An 18,651-nucleotide genomic window follows, 5' to 3' on the forward strand; every position below is an offset into this window, starting at 1 on the left:
AGCGAAAATCGTCAACGATGACGCGGATTATCTGATACCCCGCAGCGTTCTCAGGTTTTTCGCCGGCAAGCCGGCTCCTACAAAGGTGTGCAGGATTGGTATCAGAGCTTGGCGATGGACACTTCGGTGGATTTGACGAAGGCAATCACTTCGCTGCCCACCTTCAATTCCAGGTCGCGCACCGAGCGGGTGGTGATCACCGAGGTGACAATTCCGGAGGCGGTTTGTACGTCGATCTCAGACACCACTTCGCCCAGCAGGATCTCCTTGATCACGCCCTTGAACTGGTTGCGCACGTTGATCGCTTTGATGGTCATGTCGGTTTTCCTTTCACTGTTGGGTCAATCCGCACGAATGCGCAGGCCCTCAAAATGCGCCATTCACACAGACAACAAAAGGAATAAATAACTATTTATTTATTCCTTAATTGCATATCAAAATCCAACTGTTGCCGATACCAGCCACGTACGCGGCGTAGACAGGGTCAAGCCTGGCGCGCTGTCGCTGGAGGTCGCAGCCGATGCCCAATACGTGGTGTCCAACACGTTCTCCACGGTGGCCCGCAGGGTTACGGGATTGTCCTTGACCTTGAAGGTGTAGCGCGCGCCCAGGTCATAGCGTTCCCAATTGTCGATCTTCTGTTGGTTGGCGGCATCCAGGTACTGCGCACCGGTATGGATCGCGCGGGCGGTCAGGGTCAGGCCTTGCAGGCGTGGTATATCCCATTCGGCGCCCAGATTGACGTTGGCAATCGGCGCGCCAGTACCGCGCTTGCCGTCCGTGAGCCCCTGGGCAGTCTTGGTCTGCTCGCTGTCGAGCAGCATCACCCCGCCAAGCAGGCGTACGCCCGATACAGGCTCGCCAAACACGTTCAATTCCACACCCTGGTTACGCAACTCACCATTGGGTTTGAAGAAGCCCTGGGTGTCGATACCGTAGGACGGCTGCTTGATCCGGAACAGGCTGGCAGTCATGCCAAAGCTGCCCATGTCGTATTTGGCACCCACTTCCACCTGCTTGCTCTTGGTCGGCGGGAAGATCGCGTTTTCGTTGCGCACCCCGCTGGAAGGCGCGGTTTCGCCCTGGCTCAGACCTTCCATGTAGTTGGTGTACAGGGACAACTGATCAGTCACCTTGACCACCAGGCCGAGGGCCGGCGATGTGGCTTGCTCGTCGTACTCAGGCTGGTCTTTTACACCATTGCTCCATGACGTCACCTGGACCTTTTGCAGACGTGCGCCCAAGGTCAACAGCACGCGTTCATCGAAAAAGCTGAGGGTGTCAGCCAGCGCCAGGCTGGTGAAGCGGTTCTCGGTGTGGGTGCTGGTATCCCAGCGCACGGCCTTGCCTGGACGGGGCAAGACCACCGGGTTGTAGAGGTTGCTCTTGCCCGGTGTGTAGCGCTCGCCGGCGTTGTCGAAATCCATATTGAACTGATTGAGGCTGACGTTGAGGGTGTGCCCCACCGGGCCGGTATCGAACCAGCTGCGAGCGCCGACGGTGACGGTCTTCACGTCTTCGTCACGGCGAAAACTGCGCGGCACCACGGTGAAGTCGCCATTGCTCTGGGTCGCCTGCACACCATGACGCAGGAAGTCATAGTTGCCTTTGCGTGCACCGGCAGCGGCGTAGACCATCAACGAATCGCTGATATCAAACTCACCGCGTACGGCACCAAAGGTGTCCTTGGTATGGGAGTAAGTCCAGGACTGGGCGAAATTGTCGCGGATATCCCGGGCCTTGGGCATCACGCTGCCCCTGGCGACTTCCACGCGCTCCTGGGGAGCATCGGCGGTGCGTTCCTGGCGACCAAGGTCAAGGGACAGGCGCACCCGCTCCTTGCGATAGTCGAGCCCGATCACCGTCATTTCCCGGTCAACCTCCTGGTGATCCCACTCGGTATCGCCGGACTGCTTCACCCCATTGAAGCGCACGCCAAACTGCTGCTCGTCGCCAAAGCGCCGACCGATATCCACCGCACCACCAAACTGCCCGGCCGAGGCGTAGCTACCGGTGAACTCGGTGAGCGGTATCTGCGCAGCGCGCTTGGGCTCGATATTGATCCCGCCGCCAACACTGCCCCTAGGTGCAATACCGCCAAGCAAGGCGCCGGGGCCCTTGAGGATATCGACGCGCTCGACCATTTCCATGTCGATGGCGTAGGTCGGCAACACGCCATACAGGCCGCCGTAGGACACGTCGCTATTGAACAGGCTGAAGCCGCGCACCGAAAACTGCTCGAAACGCCCGCCGGAAGGGTTGGTGATGCGCACCGAGGGGTCACTGGCGACCATTTCGCCAAGGGTCCGGGCCTGGAGGTTTTTCACCGCCTTGGCCGTGTAGGACGTGAGGTTGAAGGGCGTGTCCATAAAGTCGTTATCGCCCAACAGGCCCTGGGCGCCTTTGCGCGTGACCTGCTCACCGGCGTAAGTGTCGGCGACAGGTAGGGCCGCAGCCCCCAGGATCGAGGTGGCCGGCAACTGGTAGGCACCGCCCTGTGGCGCGGGGATCAGGGTATAGGCGCCTTCCCCCACCGCCAGCAATTGCAGGCCCGAGCCTTGCAGCAGGCGCGCGAAGCCTTCTTCGACGGCAAACTCGCCGGAAATCCCGGCGCTTTGTTGGCCGCCAACCAGGGCCGGGTCTACCGACAGGTTGACCCCGGCCAGCCCGGCAAAGCGCGTCAAGGCACTGCCCAGGCTGCCGGCAGGCACCTGATAACTGCGCCGGGCGGCGTCCTCGGCCCAGCTCACAGGAATAAACAACGGGCTGGCACTCAGGCTCAGCACCAGACTCAGGCGCAGTAACGATGGCGGGACGACGGGCATTAAAAGGCTCTCTGTTTTCGTTCACTTGCCTTGGATGACAGGCGAGCCGAAAAAAGGGACAGAGAAAAAATGCTGATGTTTGTAGGAGCGAGCTTGCTCGCGAAAAACTTGAGAACGCCGCGATAAACCTGAAGTACTGCGTCATCGTTGACGTCCTTCGCGAGCAAGCTCGCTCCTACCAATGGACCGCCATCAACTGAGGGTTTTACGCGGTGCCAGCGTGACCCAATAACGCGTGCGCAACTGCACCTGCAGCCCATGGGTGGTGGCCAGCAGGCTGAGGATGCGATCGGTGTCGTCCAGGCGGAAACTGCCGGTGACACGCAAGGCTTCCAGGCTCGGGTCCCAGCGCAGGACACCCGGGCGATAGCGATCAAGCTCGCGCAGGAAATCACCCAACAACTGGTTCTGCGCCGTCAACACACCGTCACGCCAGCCCAACTGCAAGATGTCGAAAGGACTCGGTGCAGCAAGCCCCAAGGCTTCTAACCGTGCCTGTTGCCCAGCGTGCATCAAGGTGGTTCGACCGTGCATGTCGAGCACCTGTACCTGGCCCTTGAGCACCGATACCCGACAAGCGTCCGCCAACTGACGCACACAGACCTCGGCCTGGCGGGCAATGACCTGGCCATAACGTGTGTGGACGGTCAGCGCAGTTGCCCCTGGCACGCTCAGTGCCATTTCCCCATCGAGCAGGGTCAGGCGCCGCCGAGCAAGATCCACATCCACCGCGCTGGCGGTGTTCAGTTGCAGGGCGCTGCCATCGGCCAGCGGCAGCTGTTTGCGCTCGCCCGTGGCGGTGCGCAGGTCGGCGCGCCACACGTCGATGGGTAACTGGCGACTGAGCAACCATGCCGCCGGCACCAGTGCTGCCACGCCCAGGGCGCGCTTGAGCACGGCACGCCGACCCGGCTGCGGGCGATCAAGGCTGGCCATGGCCAGGGAGGATGGCAACTCGGCAAAACGCTGGCGCAGCAACTGCGCTTTTTGCCAGGCCTGCTCATGCTGGGGGTGACTGTCGCGCCATTGCTGCAAGCCGGTGTGGTCGCGCTCGCCGGCCGTGCCGGATTCCAGCAGCGCCAGCCATTGCGCCGCCGCCCGCGCCACATCCGGTGCGGTGCCGCTCACAGTTCCACCAGCAGGCAATGTTCATAGGCCTGGGCCATATAGCGTTTGACCGTGCGCTCCGAGACCTTGAGCCGCTCGGCAATCTCCCGGTAGCCCAGGCCTTCGAGCTGGCTCCAGAGAAACGCCCGGCGCACCACCGGCAGTAAGCCGTCGAGCAGTTCATCCAGGGCCTGCAGGGTTTCCAGCAGCAACCAGCGCTGCTCCGGAGAGGGCACGCAGTCTTCGGGCAAGCGTGCCAGGGCATTGAGGTAGGCCTGCTCCAGACTGCGCCGCTGATGAAAGTTGACCAGCAAACGCTTGCCCACCGTCACCAGGTAGGCCCGTGGTTCCTGCAGTTGCGCCACTGGCTGGGCACTGGCCAGCACCCGCAGGAACGTATCCTGGCTCAGGTCGGCGGCATCCCAGGCATTGCCCAGGCGCCGGCGCAACCAGCTTTCCAGCCAACTGCGGTGGTCGCGGTACAAGGTTTTCAGGCTGGGTTCGGAGGTGGTCGTTGGCAATACTGCATCATTCATGGCAAGCGAACCCTGGGCGGCGCGAGTGAGTCTCAAATGAGATTCATTCTATTTAATATCCCTGAGACACACCATGTTCTTTTTGTCAGGTAGACGGGCGGAGGCTGTTAATCAAGCGTCCTGACCTTGCGTCGCAGCAAATCGATAAACAACCCCAACTCCCGGCTCACCGGTTCGCCCTTGCGCAGCAAGATGCCAAATGGCGCAAGCGTCACCTCCAGCTCCACCGGCAACGCCACCACCAGGCCCATTTTCAAGTAATCGCGCAGCGCGCTTTCGGAGAGGACCATGATCGCGTCAGTCAGTTGAATCAACTGCTGCATGGAATACACCGAACTGCATTCGATGATGTCCGCCGGCAGGGGCAAGGCCTGGTGTTGCAACGCTTCGTCAAAGCCTATGCGCGCGGGGCTGCTTTGCGGTTGCAGGATCCACGGCCAGTCGCTGACCAGTTCGGCCAACGGCAAGCTTGCGCGCTGCGCCAGCGGGTGCCCGGCATGCACCACCACCAGCAAGCGCTCGTTGCCCAGCGGCTCGAAGCTGTAGTGCTCACTGTCGGTTGCGGCGTTACGCCGAGCGATGGCCAGGTCGATGCGTCCTTGCTCCAGCAGTTGGATCACCTGGTCACTGGTGTCGCCCATGATGCGGATGCGCAGTTGCGGGTTGAGGGATTTGATCTGCGCAATCGAGTCCATCACCAGGTCCGGCGCAGCGCCCATGATGGTACCGATTGCCAGGTAGCCATAACCGCCCTGCTGGCGCGCCATCAGGTCTTCGGCGCAGCGGTCCAGGCCGCTGAGGGCCGATTCGGCAAAGCGGATCAACTCCTTGCCCAGCGCCGTGGGGCGCATGCCACGGGGCAGGCGCTCGAACAGGTCGCAGGCAAACATGTCCTCGATTTCGCGCAGCATGCGGGTGGCCGCCGGTTGCGACATGTTCAAGGCCTGGGAGGCGCGGTGCAGATTCTGACTGGAACTCAAGGCCACCAGCATATGCAAATGCTTGTAGCGCAGGCGGTTGAACAGGCTGCGGGAGATCAGCGGACTACTCATTTTTTTCCTTGTTATCGATACCTTGAGGGTATCGGTTGTAAGCGAGATTCGATTTGTAGCGCATTGCTCGGCCGCCGTACAGTCCGGCCCATAAGAACAAAGCCTTACAAAAGGATTTCGAGATGACCACACTGCCCGCGCCCCTGCTCGCCAAGATTTCCTGGCGACTGCTGCCCTTCCTGCTGCTGATGTACATCATGGCCTTCCTCGACCGCGCCAACGTCGGGTTCGCCAAACAAGCCTTCCAGGCCGACACTGGCCTGAGCGATGCCGCCTTCGCCTTTGGCGCCGGGGTGTTTTTCGTCGGCTATGCGTTGCTGGAAGTGCCAAGCAACCTGATCTTGCATCGCGTCGGCGCCCGTCTGTGGATGTGCCGGATCATGGTCAGTTGGGGCCTGGTTTCAGCGGCAATGGTGTTTGCCCACAACGAAACCAGCTTCTACATCCTGCGCTTTCTGCTGGGCGTGGCCGAAGCCGGGTTCTTCCCCGGCGTGATTCTTTACCTCACCTATTGGTTTCCCCAGGCCGCGCGTGGCAAGGCCATGGGATTCTTCTACTTTGGCGCCCCCCTGGCCTTTATTTTCGGTAGCCCGCTGTCTGGCCTGCTCCTGGAAATGGACGGCTTCGTCGGCCTGCATGGCTGGCAATGGCTGTTCGCCGTGGAAGGCCTGATGGCTTCGGCGGTGGGCATCTGGGCTTATTGGTACCTGGACAATCGCCCCGCCGACGCCAAGTGGCTGAGCGTTGAAGAGCGCCGCCAGATCCAGGACCTGCTCGATGCCGAAGACCAGCACAAAGGCTCCCATGGCCGCAGCCTGCTCAGCGTGCTGTGCCAGCCGTCGGTGCTGTATCTGTGCCTGGTCTACCTGCTGATCCAGGCCAGTGTCTACGGCGTGGTGTTTTACCTGCCAACCCAGGTCGGTGGCCTGCTCGGCACCAAGGTCGGGCTGATGGTCGGGCTGGTCTCGGCGATTCCCTGGGTGTGCGCGCTGTTCGCCGCGTGGTGGATCCCCGGTTATTCCGACCGCAGCGGCGAGCGCCGGCGCACTGCTTCCTTGACCCTGTTGATGGCCGCCGCCGGCATCGCCTGCTCGGTCACCTTCGCCAACCCGTGGCTGGGCATGCTCGCCCTGTGCTTCGCCGCCTCCGGTTTCATCGCCGTGCAGCCAGTGTTCTGGACCTTTCCCTCCAGCTACCTGGCGGGCAGCGCGGCGGCGGCCGGCATCGCCTTGATCAACTCCTTTGGCGCACTCGGCGGGTTCATCGCGCCGGTCCTGAAAAACTGGGCGGAAAACGCCTTCCACTCCCCGGCAGCCGGCCTGTACCTGCTGTCCGCCACCACGGTACTGGCTGCGTTGCTGGTGCTGGGTATCCATTCTCCCGGCCAAAAAGCGTCGAACACGCCGGCCACTGTTTAACTCCAGGAGTTACACCATGGGCAACATCACCATCAAACACGTGCGCGCTTTTGTCTTGCGTGGCGGCGGCGCGGATTATCACGACCAGCCCGACGGCCACTGGATCGACGACCATATTTCCACGCCCATGAGCAAATACCCCGAGTACCGCCAGAGCCGCCGCAGCTTCGGGATCAATGTGCTCGGCACCCTGGTGGTAGAGATTGAAGCCAGCGACGGCACCGTCGGTTTTGCCGTCACCACCGGAGGCGAGCCTGCTGCCTATATCGTCGAGAAACACTTGGCGCGCTTCCTTGAAGGTGCACGAGTCACTGATATCGAGAAGATCTGGGACCAGATGTACCAGTCCACCCTGTATTACGGGCGCAAGGGTTTGGTGATCAACACCATTTCCGGCGTGGACCTGGCGCTGTGGGACCTGCTCGGCAAGATCCGCCAGGAACCGGTGCACCAATTGCTCGGCGGTGCGGTGCGCGATGAATTGCAGTTCTACGCTACCGGCGCGCGCCCGGACCTGGCGCAGAAGATGGGTTTTATCGGCGGCAAGATGCCCCTGCACCACGGCCCCGCCGAAGGTGAAGAAGGATTGCGCAAGAACCTTGAAGAGCTGGCGACCATGCGTGAACGGGTCGGCCCGGACTTCTGGCTGATGCTCGACTGCTGGATGAGCCTGGACCTCAACTACGCCACCAAACTGGCGATTGGCGCCCATGAACACGGCTTGAAATGGATTGAAGAAGCACTGTCCCCCGATGATTACTGGGGTTACGCAGCCCTGCGCAACAACGTACCCAAAGGCATGCTGGTCACCACCGGCGAACACGAAGCCACTCGCTGGGGTTTCCGTATGCTCCTGGAAATGGGCTGCTGCGACATTATCCAGCCGGATGTCGGCTGGTGCGGCGGCTTGACCGAACTGGTGAAAATCTCCGCCCTGGCCGATGCGCACAACGCCATGGTGGTGCCACATGGCTCCTCGGTCTACAGCTACCACTTCGTCGCCACCCGGCAGAACAGCCCGTTTGCCGAATTCCTGATGATGGCGCCCAAGGCCGACGAAGTGGTGCCGATGTTCCACCCGCAACTGCTGGGCGAGCCGGTACCGGTCAATGGTCGCATGCGCCTGTCAGTGCTGGACAAGCCAGGCTTCGGCGTGGACCTGAACCCCGATTGCCAACTGCATCGTCCGTATAACCGCTAAGGAGTCTCGCCATGCAAATGCCTCATAACGCGTTCAAGGCCGGCCTGCGCCAGGGCGCCAGCCAATACGGGATCTGGGCCGGCTTCGCCACCGGCTACGCTGCGGAAATCGTCGCCAGCACCGGTTACGACTGGATGTTGATCGACGGCGAGCACGCACCCAATACCGTGCCCAGTGTGCTCAACCAATTGCAGGCGGTAGCGCCCTATAGCACCGCGCCCGTGGTACGCGCGGTCAACGGCGATGCCAACCTGATCAAGCAACTGCTGGATATCGGCGCGCAGACCCTGATGATCCCCATGGTCGAAACCGCCGAGCAGGCCCAGGCCCTGGTGCGCGCCATGCGTTATCCACCCCATGGCATCCGTGGCGTGGGTGGCGGCCTGACCCGCGCCACGCGCTGGGATGGCGTGGACAACTATCTCAATACGGCCCATCAAGAGCTGTGCCTGATCGTGCAGGTGGAGTCGCGCCTGGGTGTGGACAACGTCGAGGCCATCGCTGCCGTCGAAGGGGTGGACGCGGTCTTTATCGGCCCCGCCGACCTGTCCATCGGCCTCGGCCATGCGGGCAACCCCAGCCACCCCGAAGTGCAGGAGCGTATCCAGCACGCGGTCAACGCCACCCTCGCGGCGGGCAAGGCTTGCGGCATCCTCGCCCCCAATGAAGAAGATGCACGCCGCTACCAGGCCTGGGGCTGCCGCTTCATTGCGGTGGCGATCGATATCAGCCTGCTACGCCAGAGCGCCCTGAGCACCCTTGCCCGCTACCGCCCTGCTGCCGACGCGAAAGCGCCGTCGCGCACTTACTGAGGAGCCTGTCATGTCATCCGTTCCGGTTTACCAGAACTTTATCAACGGCCGCTTCACCCCAAGCAGCGCCCATATCGACGTGCTCAACCCGGCCACCGGTGCGCTGCTGTCCAAGGTGCCGGCCGCCACCGCCGAGGATGTCGACCAGGCCCTGGCCGCCGCCCGTGCCGCGCAACAGGGCTGGGCACGCAAGCCGGCCATCGAGCGCGCCGGGCACTTGCGCCGGATCGCCGCCAAACTGCGGGAAAACGTCGCCCACCTGGCTCGCACCATTACCCTGGAACAGGGCAAGATCAGCAGCCTGGCTGAGGTTGAAGTCAACTTCACCGCCGACTACCTCGACTACATGGCCGAATGGGCGCGCCGCATTGAAGGCGAAATCATCACCAGCGACCGGCCCAACGAAAACATCTTCCTGTTCCGCAAGCCCCTGGGCGTAGTGGCGGGGATCCTGCCGTGGAATTTCCCGTTCTTCCTCATCGCACGCAAGATGGCCCCGGCGCTGTTGACCGGCAACACCATCGTGATCAAGCCCAGCGAAGAAACGCCGAACAACTGCTTTGAATTCACCCGCCTGGTGGCCGAGACCGACCTGCCGGCCGGGGTCTTCAACGTGGTCTGCGGCGACGGTCAGGTCGGCGCGGCCCTCACCGCCCACAAGGGCGTGGACATGATCAGCTTCACCGGCAGTGTCGCGACCGGCTCGCGGATCATGACCGCGGCGGCACCAAATATCACCAAGCTCAACCTGGAACTGGGCGGCAAGGCGCCGGCGATTGTCCTGGCCGATGCCGACCTTACACTTGCGGTCAAGGCCATCCGTGATTCGCGGATCATCAACAGCGGCCAGGTGTGCAACTGCGCCGAGCGGGTGTATGTGCAACGCAGCGTCGCCGACCAGTTTATCGAGCGCATCAGCGCGGCGATGGCCGCCACCCGCTACGGCGACCCACTGGCCCAGGCCGATGTAGAGATGGGCCCGCTGATCAACCGCCAGGGCCTGGACAGCGTCAACCGCAAGGTGCGCACCGCCCTCGCCCAGGGCGCAACCCTGGTCACGGGCGGGCAGATTGCCGACCTCGGCGCAGGCTTTCACTTCCAGCCCACGGTATTGGCCGGTGGTCGCGCCGACATGGATATCATGCGCGAAGAAATTTTCGGCCCGGTGCTACCGATCCAGATTATCGACGACCTCGACGAAGCCATCGCCCTGGCCAACGACTGCGACTATGGCCTGACCTCCTCGATCTATACCCGCGACCTGAGCAAGGCCATGCATGCGGTGCGCGAGCTGGACTTTGGCGAAACCTACGTCAACCGCGAGAACTTCGAGGCGATGCAGGGCTTCCATGCCGGCGTGCGCAAGTCCGGAATCGGCGGTGCCGATGGCAAGCACGGCCTGTACGAGTACACCCATACCCACGTGGTGTACCTGCAGGGCTGAAGTGGTGCAACGGGCGCTGGCACGCGAGTGCCGGCCCTTACAACAACCCTGCCAACAAGGATTGCGCAATGAGCATTGCCAACCTCTACAACGGACCGATCATCGACAGCCACCTGCACCTGTTCGACCCACACCGCCCCCAGGGCATCCCGTGGCCCGAACCGGGCAACCACCTGTATGCCGCGCATTTACCCCAGGATTACTGGGCACTGGCAGCCGAACACCAGGTGATCGGCGCGATTGCCGTGGAAGCCAGCCCCTGGCGCGACGACAACCATTGGTTGCTGGAAACCCTGCGCAGCGATGCGCGCATGCTCGGTTTTGTCGGCAATCTCGACCCGTTGCACCCGCAGTTTGCCGTCGACCTTGCAGCGCTCGCCTACGAACCGCTGTTCCTTGGGCTGCGCTACGGCAACCTGTGGCAGCGTGATTTGCTGGAGGACCAAACGCGCCCCGGGTTTATCGACGGCCTGCGCCAGCTCGCCGATTGCGGCCGCTGCCTGGACAGCGCCAACCCCGACCCACGGTTGGTCAAGGGCCTGCTGCACCTGAGCGATGCCCTGCCCGAGTTGCGCATCATTGTCGATCACCTGCCCAACGCCCAGGTCCCTGCGGGCCTGGAAGCGGCCTACCGCGCCGACCTGTTGCGCCTGGCTGAACGGCCCAATGTGTTCGCCAAGCTGGCAGAAATCCCACAGCACGGACCTGCCGGTTTGATCGTCGACACCGCGTTCTACAACGACCGCCTGGCCGTGCTGTGGGAGGCCTTTGGCGAAGACCGCTGCTTCTTTGGCAGCGACTGGCCCAACAGCGATCACCTCGCCGATTTCGCCGCCACCCTGGGCCTGGTCAAACGCTGCATGGCTGATCAGCCACAGGCCGTCCAGGAAAAATTCTTCCTGCATAACGCCGTGTGCATCTACAGCCCGACACTGCCCCCTGGAGGCCTCTGATGCCGACCCGTGCCTTTCGCATGAACCTCAACCCCGGCATGGCCGCCGAGTACCGCCGGCGCCATGCACAGATCTGGCCGGAACTGGCCCAGGCCCTGCGCGATGCCGGCGTGCTGGACTATCGGATCTTCCTCGACGAGTCCACCCATGCGCTGTTCGCGGTGTTGACCCATACAGACAAGCATGGCCTGGATGCCCTGCCCGGCACCGCGCTGATGCAACGCTGGTGGCAGTACATGCAAGACATCATGCCCAGCCACCCGGATAACTCGCCGGTCAGCGTGGATCTTGAACCGATGTTCAGCCTCACGCCCGACTGAGCCATTGGCCCCTTCACCACAACAATAAAAAGGATTCGAACACGTGGAAATCATTCTCCTCGGTGTGATTCTGCATTTCATCGGTGGCTTCGCCTCCGGCAGTTTCTACATCCCCTACAAAAAGGTCGGTGGCTGGGCCTGGGAAAGCTACTGGATCACCGGCGGCCTGGTGTCATGGTTGATCGTACCGTTGATTGCCGCGCAACTGACCGTGCCCGGCTGGATCGAGATCCTGCGCAACGCCGACACCAGCACCCTGCTCTGGACCTATCTGTTCGGTGTGCTGTGGGGTATTGGCGGGCTGACGTTCGGCCTGACCATGCGCTACCTGGGGCTGTCCCTGGGTATGTCGCTGATCATGGGCCTGACCTCGGCCCTTGGCGCCTTGATGCCCGCCTTGTACCGCGACCTGTTCACCCACGAGACAGAGGGCACCCTGACTTCGATGCTTGCTTCACAAGGCGGGCATTGGGTGCTGTGGGGTGTGGCGGTGTCGCTGATCGGTATTGCGGTGTGCGGCAAGGCCGGGTTGATCAAGGAACGGGAAGTGTCCCAGGCAGTGAAGTTCGCCAGCGTCAGCGAGTTTGCCCTGGGCAAGGGCATGCTAGTGGCGGTGATTTCCGGGGTGTTGAGCGCGTGCTTCAGCTACGGCATTTCCGCCGGGCGCCCACTGGCCGCAGCAGCGGTGGAACATGGCGCCAACAGCCTGTTCCAGAACAACGTGACGTTCATGGTGATCATGTGGGGCGGCCTGACCACCAACGGTATCTGGTGCCTATGGCTGAACTGGCGCAACCGCACGTTCCACAACTACACCGACCGCAGCACCCCGCTGTTGCGCAATTACCTGCTGGTGGCGTGCGCCGGGACCCTGTGGTTCCTACAATTTTTCTTCTACGGCATGGGCGAAAGCCGCCTGCAGAACGACGCCAGTTCGTGGGTGCTGCACATGTCCTTCATCATCATTGTGTCCAATTGCTGGGGCCTGTATTTGCGCGAATGGCACGGCACCAGCGCGGCCAACAAAGGCGTGCTGATGGCCGGGATCGCGGTGATCCTCGGCGCCATCGCGATGGTTGGCTACGGTAATTACCTCGGCTGAGGCCGCAATGCTTTTTGGTAGGAGCGAGCTTGCTCGCGAAGAGCCTGAGGGCGCCGCGTTTAGCCGCTAAGCCCGCGTTATCGTTGACGTTTTTCGCGAGCAAGCTCGCTCCTACAACAGCGTTACATTTTTTTCAGGAGATTTCCCATGTTGCTAGCAGACAAAACCGTGATCATCACCGGCGCCTCCCGTGGCATCGGCCGCGCCGCCGCCCGCGAATGTGCACGCCAGGGCGCCCGCGTGGTGATCGGCCATAGCGCCAGCGAGCAAGGCACCCAAGCCGCTCTGTCGTTGATCGAAGAGATCCGCGCCTTCGGCGGCCAGGCCATTGAAGTGGGTGGCGATGCCGCCGACCCGGACACCGGCGACACGTTGGTGGCCGCTGCGGTCAAGGCCTTTGGCAGTGTCGATGTGTTCGTCAATAACGCCGGTATCTGCCCGTTCCACTCGTTCCTCGACATGCCGCGCGAGGTGTACCTGAAGACGGTCAATACCAACCTCAATGGCGCGTACTTCGCCGTGCAGGCAGCCGCCAACCAGATGAAGAACCAGGGCCGTGGCGGTGCAATCATTGCCGTCAGTTCCATCAGCGCCCTGGTGGGCGGCGGCATGCAGACCCACTACACGCCGACCAAGGCCGGCCTGCATTCGTTGATGCAGTCCTGCGCCATCGCCCTCGGGCCGTATGGCATTCGCTGCAACTCGGTATTGCCGGGGACCATCGCCACCGACATCAACAAGGAAGACCTGGCTGACGAGGAAAAACTCGCCTACATGACCTCGCGCACACCCCTGGGCCGTTTGGGCGAACCGGACGACGTCGCCGGGCCGATCGTGTTCCTGGCCTCGGACATGGCGCGCTATGTAACCGGCGCGTCGTTGCTGGTGGACGGCGGGTTGTTCGTCAACTTGCAGTAACTCCGCCCGCCCACACGCCACTGATCCAGTGTGGGAGCGGGCTTGCTCGCTCCCACAAGGGGTCTCTGTGTGCCTGAAATTTGTGTTTTACCCCTGATAAAAACAATAAGACCCAAGGAGCACCCATGCGCATCAACCTCCCCCTGGCCCTGCTGTGCTGCACGGTTTCCACCTGCACCCTGAGCGCCGGCCTGCTCGCCCCCAACTCCCCCGCCATGTTCGGCGACTGGAACGGCCTACGCCCGCAACTTGCCGAGCAAGGCTATGACTTCACCCTCAAATACGTCGGCGAAGTGGGCTCCAACCTCGGCGGCGGCTACGACTCCCATATGACCGCCCGCTGGAGCGATCAGTTGATCCTCGGCGTAACCATGGACCTGCAAAAACTCTGGGGCTGGCAGGATGCGAGCTTTCGCATCGGTATCGGCGAACGCCATGGCAAAGACATCACCAACGACCGCGTGCATCACCCCGACGCCACCGGCCTGACTTCTACCATGGAAGTGTTCGGCGGCGGCAATGCCTGGCGCCTGTCGCAGTTCTGGTACGAGCAGAAGTTCTTCGAGCGCAAGCTGGCCGTGAAACTGGGGCGCTTCGGCCATGGTGAAGACTTTGACCAGTTCCCTTGCGAGTTCCAGAACGTCACCCTGTGCGGCTCCCAGGAGGGCAACTGGAATGGCGTGTGGAACAGTTTCCCCATCAGCCAGTGGGCGGTGCGCGCCAAGTATCAGTTCACCGATGAGTTCGCAATGCAGGTGGGGGCCTATGACAAAAACCCTGGAAACGCCGAGGCGAGCAATGGCTTCAAGCCGTTTATCAGTGGCTCCCAAGGCACCAGTTTCCCCATCGAAGCCATCTGGAAGGGACGGATCGGCGGACTGAGTTCGGAGTACCACGCCGGTTACTACTACGCCAATGCCGACACCAAGGACATGCTCAAGGACGCCGACGGCAACTATGCGGCCAACAGCCAGAAACCCTACCGGATGTATTCGAGCAATGCCGGCTGGTGGTTGTCGGGCCAACAGCAACTGACCACGGTCGATGGCAACAACAAACGTGGGCTTAACGTGTTTGCCAACCTGACCATGAACGATCCAGACAAGAGCGTGATCAAGAGCCTGATCCAAGTGGGCATGATCTACCGGGGGCCCTTCGACGTACGGCCGGATGACACCTTTGGCATCGGTGCATCGAAGTTGCAGGTCAGCGACCGCTACACCGACAACACCCGGGCGCTAAACGCGCGCAATGGTGTGGCTGGCATGGATGATCCGCTGTATGTACCTGAGCAACGGCGCGAATACAGCTACGAGATCAACTACGGCGTACAGGCCACAAAATGGCTGATGGTGCGGCCCAACCTGCAATACGTGAAATACCCCGGTGGCCTAACTCAAACCAGTGGCGCAGTGGTGGGCGGCGTGCAGTTTATTGCGGACTTCTGAGCCCGCTCAGAACGTGGTGCCCGGCCAGCGGTGCTCAAGCATTTTGCGCTCCGCTGGCAGGCCTCTCCAGGTTGGGGGAATTCGGACCATCAACGCATTGCCACAATCGTTCCCACCAACACCACCGGCCACGCCAACATCGCCGCACGCCATCCCCAGGGCGCGTGCCGCAGTTCCATAAACCCATCGGCAATCACCCAGGCCTTGGCCACCGCTGCCAACACCACCACCCACCACCATCCCGCAGCGCCGGACATGACGGTGCCCACACTCAGCAGTAGCAGCACGACCCAGCACGCCAGCAGCCTCACAACACGTACACCAACGGAAACAGCACCACCCACACCAGATCCACCATATGCCAATACAACGCCCCGGACTCAAACCCCGACTGACGCCCCGGACCATAGGCCCGCTGCCAGCAGCGCAACGCCAGCCACGCCAGAATCAGCATGCCCAACAGCACATGCAAAAAATGAAATCCGGTCAAAATCCAGTACAGGGTAAAGAATGTGCTGTGCTCCAGGCCCAGCCCGGCAGCGGCCAGGTGTCCGTACTCGCTGAGTTTGATCCACACATAGACAAGCGCCACCAACAACCCCAGCACTAACAACCCGGCCGCCCACCGCGAGCGGCCGGCAAGTACCTGTTGCTGCGCCAACGCCGCCAGCAGTCCTGCGGTCAGCAGGCTCAAGGTCATCGCCAGGCCGGTGGAGGTGTCCAGCTGTGCGCGGCCCTCGGCAAAGGCCTCGGGTCGTAGCGCCTGGGTCACAGCAAAGGCAAGGATCAGAATCGCAAACACCGAGAGTTCGGCGAGGATAAAGAACCACATCGCCAGGTCACCCGGTAGGCGCCGCTCAACTGAAATGAACATCGACCACGTCCATCAGGGCCGCGACGGTTTGCGGGTCATCGCTCAGCGCTTCTGCCAGGCAAGCCATGCAGGCTTCGCGCGGGGGCATGCCGGCGGCAATCAGGCGGGCGGTGAAGATCAGCAAGCGGGTGGATGCCACTTCTTCCAGGTCATGCTGGTCAAGCCGGCGCAAGGCTTGCCCCAGGCGCACCACCTGGGCCGCCAAAGCGCTATCCACCTGGGCTTCGCGGGCGACAATGCGCTCTTCTTCCACTGTTGATGGATAACCAAAGCGCATCGCCACAAAACGCTGGCGGGTGCTGGGTTTCATGCCCTTGAGCAGGTTCTGGTAACCGGGGTTATAGGACACCACCAACATGAACGACGGCGGCGCCTTGAGGACTTCGCCGGTGCGCTCCAGGAACAACTCGCGACGGTCATCGGCCACCGGGTGCAGGACCACGGCAGTGTCCTGCCGTGCCTCGACCACTTCATCCAGGTAGCAAATGCCCCCTTCACGCACCGCCCGGGTCAACGGGCCATCCTGCCACCAGGTGCCCTGGGCGCCGATCAGGTGGCGGCCAATCAGGTCGGCGGCGCTGAGGTCGTCGTGGCAGGCCACGGTGTACAGCGGCAATTGCAGACGGTGGGCCATGTGCTGGACGAAACGGGTCTTGCCGCAACCGGTGGGGCCCTTGATCAGCACCGGCATGCGGTGGCGCCAGGCGTGTTCGAACAACTCGTGTTCGTTGTTGACGGCTTGGTAGAAGGGTTCAGTCATGGCACACCTTGCATGGACAGCGGGTTTGACCGCCACGCTACGGGGGCCTGCGACAACCTGGCAAGCCGTACTCAAGGCAAACTTGATCGCCGTCAAGCGGTCATTCACCCACCCCGACATAGTCTCTGCTGGCACTAAGAACCTGCGCTCTACCCGGATCGCAAAGGTCTTGCCTGAGGAGATATGGAATGCTGACTCGCAACAAAACACCCTTCGTACTGACGCTGGCCAGGCTCAGCTGCGCGCTGGCCCTGGCCCTCTCAACCCAGGCCTTCGCGGCTGCACCCGCACCGGCTACAGCCATGGTCAAGAGCCCCGGCGCGCCCGACTTGAGCCAAGCCGAGTTCGATGCCTCGAAGCAGATCTACTTTGAGCGCTGTGCCGGTTGCCACGGTGTGTTGCGCAAGGGCGCCACCGGCAAGCCGCTGACCCCGGACATCACCCAGGCCCGGGGCCAGGCGTATCTGGAGGCCTTGATCACCTATGGCTCCCCCGCCGGCATGCCAAACTGGGGCACCTCCAATGCGCTGACCAAGGCGCAGATCACCAGCATGGCGACCTTCATCCAGCACACTGCGCCAACGCCGCCGGAATGGGGCATGGCCGAGACCCTCAAGACCTGGAAGGTACTGGTCAAGCCCGAAGACCGTCCGAAGAAGCAACTGAACACGCTCAACCTGGAAAACCTGTTCTCCGTCACCCTGCGTGACGACGGCAAAATCGCCCTGATCGACGGCGACAGCAAGAAAATCGTCAAGCTCATCGACACCGGCTACGCCGTGCATATCTCGCGGATTTCCGCTTCGGGCCGCTACCTGCTGGTGATCGGCCGTGACGCCAAGATCGACATGATTGACCTGTGGCCCGCCGAGCCGACCAAAGTCGCCGAGATCAAGGTGGGCATCGAAGCCCGCTCGGTCGAGACCTCCAAGTTCAAGGGCTATGAAGACAAGTACGCGATCGCCGGTTCCTACTGGCCGCCGCAGTTCACCATCATGGACGGCGAAACCCTGGAGCCCAAGCAGATCGTGTCCACCCGTGGCATGACCGTGGACAAGCAGGAGTACCACCCGGAGCCGCGTGTGGCGGCGATCATTGCTTCCCACGAATGGCCAGAGTTCATCGTCAACGTCAAGGAAACCGGCAAGGTCATGCTGGTCAACTACCAGGACATCAAGAACCTCACCATCACCACCATCGACGCCGCACCGTTCCTGCATGACGGTGGCTGGGACAGCACCCACCGTTATTTCATGACGGCGGCGAACAACTCCAACAAGGTCGCGGTAATCGACTCCAAGGAGCGCAAGCTCACCGCCTTGGTGGATGTGGGCAAAACCCCGCACCCCGGCCGTGGCGCCAACTTTGTACACCCGCAATACGGTCCGGTGTGGGCCACCAGTCACTTGGGTGACGGCGGTATTTCGGTGATTGGCACCGACCCGGTCAAGCATCCGCAGTACGCCTGGAAGCAAGTGGAATCGCTCAACGGCCAGGGCGGTGGCTCGCTGTTTATCAAGACCCACCCCAACTCGCGGCACCTGTACGTCGACACCACCCTCAACCCCGACACCAAGCTCAGCCAGTCGGTAGCCGTGTTCAACATCGACAAGCTCGACGCCGGCTACACCGTGCTGCCGATTGCCCAGTGGTCGGGCATCAAGCAAGGCGCCCTGCGCGTGGTGCAGCCGGAATACAACAAGGCCGGCGATGAAGTGTGGTTCTCGGTGTGGAACGGCCAGGAAGAGGAATCCGCGCTGGTGGTGGTCGATGACAAGACCCTCAAGCTCAAGAACGTGATCAAGGACAAGCGCCTGATTACCCCGACCGGCAAGTTCAATGTCTACAACACCCAATTCGACATTTATTGAGCTTCATCAA

General features: G+C 62.0%; 18 protein-coding genes and 1 pseudogene. 10 read left to right on the plus strand and 9 right to left on the minus strand.

Features of this window, described 5'->3' with window-relative positions; genetic code table 11:
* Positions 1–101: 101 nt before the first annotated feature.
* From H097_RS17250 to H097_RS17270, 5 genes are all read right to left on the minus strand, one after another.
* Positions 102–317: a TOBE domain-containing protein gene (locus H097_RS17250; protein WP_003173733.1), complete on the minus strand. Its 216-nt coding sequence runs from the start codon at positions 315–317 to the stop codon at positions 102–104.
* Positions 318–434: 117 nt separating this feature from the next.
* Positions 435–2,825, minus strand: a complete 2,391-nt coding sequence (locus H097_RS17255) for a TonB-dependent siderophore receptor (RefSeq protein WP_032861275.1) — start codon at positions 2,823–2,825, stop codon at positions 435–437.
* A 192-nt stretch (positions 2,826–3,017) separates the two neighbouring features.
* Positions 3,018–3,953, minus strand: a complete 936-nt coding sequence (locus H097_RS17260; RefSeq protein WP_032861277.1) for a FecR domain-containing protein — start codon at positions 3,951–3,953, stop codon at positions 3,018–3,020.
* On the minus strand, positions 3,950–4,468 hold the full coding sequence (locus H097_RS17265) for a sigma-70 family RNA polymerase sigma factor (RefSeq protein WP_032861279.1): 519 nt from the start codon (positions 4,466–4,468) through the stop codon (positions 3,950–3,952). The genes H097_RS17260 and H097_RS17265 overlap by 4 nt, the downstream gene beginning before the upstream one ends.
* 107 nt (positions 4,469–4,575) lie before the next feature.
* Positions 4,576–5,520 (minus strand): LysR family transcriptional regulator, encoded by a 945-nt coding sequence (locus H097_RS17270; RefSeq protein ID WP_032861280.1) that lies wholly within the window; start codon positions 5,518–5,520, stop codon positions 4,576–4,578.
* A gap of 122 nt (positions 5,521–5,642) precedes the next feature.
* Between H097_RS17270 and H097_RS17275 the strand changes: the two genes are divergently transcribed.
* The 7 genes from H097_RS17275 (at position 5,643) to rhaT (ending at position 12,770) form a co-directional block, all read left to right on the plus strand.
* The gene (locus H097_RS17275; protein ID WP_032861281.1) at positions 5,643–6,938 is read left to right on the plus strand and encodes an MFS transporter; all 1,296 of its coding nucleotides are present in this window, start codon (positions 5,643–5,645) and stop codon (positions 6,936–6,938) included.
* A gap of 16 nt (positions 6,939–6,954) precedes the next feature.
* Complete coding sequence (gene rhmD / locus H097_RS17280) at positions 6,955–8,139, plus strand: L-rhamnonate dehydratase (RefSeq protein ID WP_032861282.1); 1,185 nt, start codon at positions 6,955–6,957, stop codon at positions 8,137–8,139.
* Between the two features lie 11 nt (positions 8,140–8,150).
* Entirely contained in the window at positions 8,151–8,951 is an 801-nt protein-coding gene (locus H097_RS17285) for an HpcH/HpaI aldolase/citrate lyase family protein (protein ID WP_032861283.1), read from the plus strand.
* Positions 8,952–8,961: 10 nt separating this feature from the next.
* Positions 8,962–10,395, plus strand: a complete 1,434-nt coding sequence (gene aldA / locus H097_RS17290; protein WP_032861284.1) for an aldehyde dehydrogenase — start codon at positions 8,962–8,964, stop codon at positions 10,393–10,395.
* Between the two features lie 68 nt (positions 10,396–10,463).
* The gene (locus H097_RS17295) at positions 10,464–11,348 is read left to right on the plus strand and encodes an amidohydrolase family protein (RefSeq protein ID WP_032861285.1); all 885 of its coding nucleotides are present in this window, start codon (positions 10,464–10,466) and stop codon (positions 11,346–11,348) included.
* Entirely contained in the window at positions 11,348–11,668 is a 321-nt protein-coding gene (gene rhaM / locus H097_RS17300; RefSeq protein ID WP_174553283.1) for an L-rhamnose mutarotase, read from the plus strand. The genes H097_RS17295 and rhaM overlap by 1 nt, the downstream gene beginning before the upstream one ends.
* A gap of 43 nt (positions 11,669–11,711) precedes the next feature.
* Positions 11,712–12,770, plus strand: coding sequence for an L-rhamnose/proton symporter RhaT (gene rhaT / locus H097_RS17305; protein ID WP_032861287.1), 1,059 nt, complete (start codon positions 11,712–11,714; stop codon positions 12,768–12,770).
* A 16-nt stretch (positions 12,771–12,786) separates the two neighbouring features.
* On the opposite strand, the pseudogene H097_RS28820 reads toward rhaT, so the two are convergent.
* Positions 12,787–12,873 (minus strand): annotated as a pseudogene (locus H097_RS28820) (outer membrane lipoprotein carrier protein LolA); the annotation flags it as partial.
* A 44-nt stretch (positions 12,874–12,917) separates the two neighbouring features.
* On the opposite strand from H097_RS28820, the gene H097_RS17310 reads away from it, so the two are divergent.
* Entirely contained in the window at positions 12,918–13,688 is a 771-nt protein-coding gene (locus tag H097_RS17310) for an SDR family NAD(P)-dependent oxidoreductase (RefSeq protein WP_032861288.1), read from the plus strand.
* Between the two features lie 125 nt (positions 13,689–13,813).
* The gene (locus H097_RS17315) at positions 13,814–15,136 is read left to right on the plus strand and encodes a carbohydrate porin (protein ID WP_050593391.1); all 1,323 of its coding nucleotides are present in this window, start codon (positions 13,814–13,816) and stop codon (positions 15,134–15,136) included.
* Positions 15,137–15,225: 89 nt separating this feature from the next.
* Here the strand turns inward: H097_RS17315 and H097_RS17320 are convergent, their stop codons facing one another.
* From H097_RS17320 to H097_RS17330, 3 genes are read right to left on the minus strand one after another with little or no spacing between them, the layout of a single operon-like run.
* A complete protein-coding gene (locus H097_RS17320; protein WP_275656696.1) occupies positions 15,226–15,423 on the minus strand; it encodes a cytochrome C oxidase subunit IV family protein in 198 nt (65 codons plus the stop codon).
* 20 nt (positions 15,424–15,443) lie between these two features.
* Positions 15,444–16,010, minus strand: coding sequence for a cytochrome c oxidase subunit 3 (locus tag H097_RS17325; RefSeq protein WP_032861291.1), 567 nt, complete (start codon positions 16,008–16,010; stop codon positions 15,444–15,446).
* Positions 15,994–16,770, minus strand: a complete 777-nt coding sequence (locus H097_RS17330; RefSeq protein ID WP_032861292.1) for a CbbQ/NirQ/NorQ/GpvN family protein — start codon at positions 16,768–16,770, stop codon at positions 15,994–15,996. The genes H097_RS17325 and H097_RS17330 overlap by 17 nt, the downstream gene beginning before the upstream one ends.
* A 302-nt stretch (positions 16,771–17,072) precedes the next feature.
* On the opposite strand from H097_RS17330, the gene nirS reads away from it, so the two are divergent.
* Positions 17,073–18,641, plus strand: coding sequence for a nitrite reductase (gene nirS, locus H097_RS17335; RefSeq protein ID WP_229752279.1), 1,569 nt, complete (start codon positions 17,073–17,075; stop codon positions 18,639–18,641).
* Positions 18,642–18,651 lie beyond the last annotated feature (10 nt).

The organism is Pseudomonas sp. FH4, assembly GCF_000510915.2.
Classification (GTDB): domain Bacteria; phylum Pseudomonadota; class Gammaproteobacteria; order Pseudomonadales; family Pseudomonadaceae; genus Aquipseudomonas; species Aquipseudomonas brenneri.